Origin of the sequence: Sphingobacterium tenebrionis (assembly GCF_037126265.1) — a bacterium.
GTDB lineage: Bacteria > Bacteroidota > Bacteroidia > Sphingobacteriales > Sphingobacteriaceae > Sphingobacterium > Sphingobacterium tenebrionis.
On the sequence record NZ_JAYLLN010000072.1, the window covers coordinates 1 to 2,228 of the forward strand.

The following is a 2,228-nucleotide window of genomic DNA, read 5'->3' on the forward strand; positions in this document are numbered from 1 at the left end:
ATAAAAACCTTCACGGAAAGAGAATTTGCCGCTACCGTTTTAGGTAATCTTTCTAAAAGGATAACTTAAACAATTAACCCTTTCTATTATTATACAAATCTAAAGGACGGGAAGAGAGCCTCGCAATGACGGCTCTAACGTCTAATATCTATCATCTATAATCTAAACCCTACCTTCTCTTATTCGCTTTGCTCATTTTCGCCTTTACGCCGCTACCATAATTATAAGTCTTGCTATTGCTTTCCTTCTTTTTGTGGAAGGCGCCACCTCTAGTTTCATCCTCTTCTTCCTTTTGCTTTCCGCCGTCATTGGACGGGGAATAGATCAATAAATCCTCCGGCAGATCCATCACCGGAATCTTCTTGCCCAATGCCTGTTCGATCTTCCTTAATTCTGGCAATTCAATGTCCGTCGAAAAGGTAATGGCGATTGCCTCATCCTGGCCGTTATTCGAGCCGGATTTCAATACATGCTTCACAAAAATATCCTTATCCTCCGGGATATCAATGTGGAAGATAAAAGGGATGCCCGACAGATTCAGTTCATGGCCATCCTCGTTGGCGACCAATAATATCCGATAATCGGGATTCTGTTTAAATATTTCGATATCATCGATCCGGTGGTTATCCTCATCGTATAATTGATAAAGAACGGCTGAACCTTTTTTCACCTGCAATCTTTCTTTCAGTTTCTGTGCTGTCTGACGGGAATTGGCAAATACCACAACCTTCTCAAACACTTCCTCATCCGCCATCAGGTTGTTCAGCAGGTTGATCTTGGTCGTGAAATTTGGAACCTGATAGAGCATCAGGTCGTGCGTATCGATCTCATCTGCGGATAATTCATCCACTTCCACCAAAGTAGGGAAAGGCATGAACTCATCAATCATGAGGTGAAGTTTATCATGGTCCACCGTACTGAAACATAGGTATTGCACATTGCCACAGCTCTGTGCCAATTCGCGTACATTGGTGGCCATGCCCTGTTTAACCATCTCTTCGGCATCATCCAGGATGAAGGTCTGGATCCGGTTCAGGTTAAGCCCCAATTTCAGGTATACCGCGCGGGCACGATTTGGTGTTGCCACCACGATATCCACTCCACGCACCAATCCTTCAATTTCTTCTTCCATGCTTCCAGAAGGTTTTAGGCCCATGATATGGAGCTCTTTATTCTTGCTGATGGCATAGAACTGTTCGATGATCTCAGCGATTTTCTCCTCATTCGGTGTCAGGATTAAAGCCTTAGGCGCTTCATCCTGGGTGTATTTCAAACGCGAAAGTACCCCCAATATGTAGGTGGTTGTCTTACCGGCTCCTTCAGGTGCAATTCCGAGGATACTATGTCCGCCAATGATGCGGGACAAGGTTCTCAATTGGAATTCCTTGGCGGTAAAATAGCCCAATTCGCTCATATTGGCGTGAAGTCTTTTGCTAAGCTTTAATTTATCTAATGACACAGCAGATGGATTATATGAATGTGAAACCGCAAAGTTACGAAATTTATTGGCAAGGAAATTGCGCTTCAAGGACAATCACACAATTTCATTTATTAATAAAATATTGACCTTAAAATCTAACACATGAGAACGAAAAACAAATTATTCTGCTTGGCATTTATAGCGTTGACTTCCTTTGGCTTTTCCGGTTGTAGTAAAGATGATGATGTTTCCAATAGCGATGTGGAAGGTACATATGCTGGAGAGATGACGGTTTACCCGGCTACCGGTATTAAGATCTTTGATAATACGACTTTGACGATTACCTCGGCAGGCGAGGGGAAGGTGAAGGTTACACCGGCAGCAAATACGGGTGGTGTAGCGGAGATCTTTGATGTATTTCCAGAGGATGGGTATATCGTGAATCCTGAAAATGATCCGAAAGGAACTTTTCTGTTCTATGGAAAGGATAATTCTTTAACGGTTTCTACCTTGGGAGATGTAAAAAAAGCTGGACAGTTTAGGTTTAAAGGCGTTAAGCAGTAAGGGGGCGTTAATTCGTGGCTTAGCGTCATTGCGAGGAACGAAGCAATCTTTCCTCTTGTGATGCTGAGCGAAGTCGAAGCATCTAAACATGGTACACGTACAGATCCTTCGACGCTGCTCAGGATGACAAAGTCTAAAGATTGCTTCGTCGTGCCTCCTCGCAATGAACTGTGTATATATCCAAATAATAAATTAAATTTTCTCCAAATAATATTCTGATTAGGCCGCTTTTGCGATGTAGCCC

2 protein-coding genes are annotated in these 2,228 nt (G+C 43.0%); one reads left to right on the forward strand and one right to left on the reverse strand.

Going from position 1 to position 2,228, the window contains the following annotated elements:
- Positions 1 to 169: 169 nt before the first annotated feature.
- Positions 170 to 1,459: a DEAD/DEAH box helicase gene (locus tag VJ786_RS16490; RefSeq protein ID WP_257213734.1), complete on the reverse strand. Its 1,290-nt coding sequence runs from the start codon at positions 1,457 to 1,459 to the stop codon at positions 170 to 172.
- A 123-nt stretch (positions 1,460 to 1,582) separates the two neighbouring features.
- Here VJ786_RS16490 and VJ786_RS16495 point away from each other — a divergent pair, with 123 nt between their 5' ends.
- Positions 1,583 to 1,984, forward strand: coding sequence for a hypothetical protein (locus tag VJ786_RS16495; protein ID WP_099366695.1), 402 nt, complete (start codon positions 1,583 to 1,585; stop codon positions 1,982 to 1,984).
- Positions 1,985 to 2,228 lie beyond the last annotated feature (244 nt).

Excerpts from the sequence above, each read along its gene's own strand:
- VJ786_RS16495 (WP_099366695.1), top strand. The coding sequence starts at position 1,583 with ATGAGAACGAAAAACAAATTATTCTGCTTGGCATTTATAGCGTTGACT.